The following is a 333-nucleotide window of genomic DNA, read 5'->3' as shown; positions in this document are numbered from 1 at the left end:
ATGTTTGCATTAAATGGTGTGGACTCAGACGAGAAACCAGACTGGCAAGCCGTTGCAGCTGCACATGCTTTGCTGCAAAAAACAACTTTGATTGCTGGGGGACCCGGTACCGGAAAAACCACCACAGCAGCAAGCCTGTTGCACTTGGTCGATCAATCATTCAGGCTACGTTTGGGCCGACCAGCAAAAGTAAGGTTGCTCGCCCCGACAGGAAAGGCTGCCGTTCGTCTAGCGGACTCAATCGCCTTCCAACTTAAGCGAATCGAAACTGAGCAGGCTGTGCTAGAAGGCTCAGATATGCTTCCACTTAGCGCGTGTTTGCCTGCTAATGGT

At 51.7% G+C, this 333-nt stretch carries 1 protein-coding gene; it reads left to right on the top strand.

The window, feature by feature from the left end; all coding sequences use genetic code 11:
• Positions 1–333: AAA family ATPase (locus A3766_RS09650; protein ID WP_156508838.1), on the top strand; the 333-nt coding region annotated here is incomplete at both ends.

This window comes from Oleiphilus sp. HI0132, from assembly GCF_001635845.1.
This window is presented reverse-complemented; position numbering and strand designations above follow the sequence as displayed.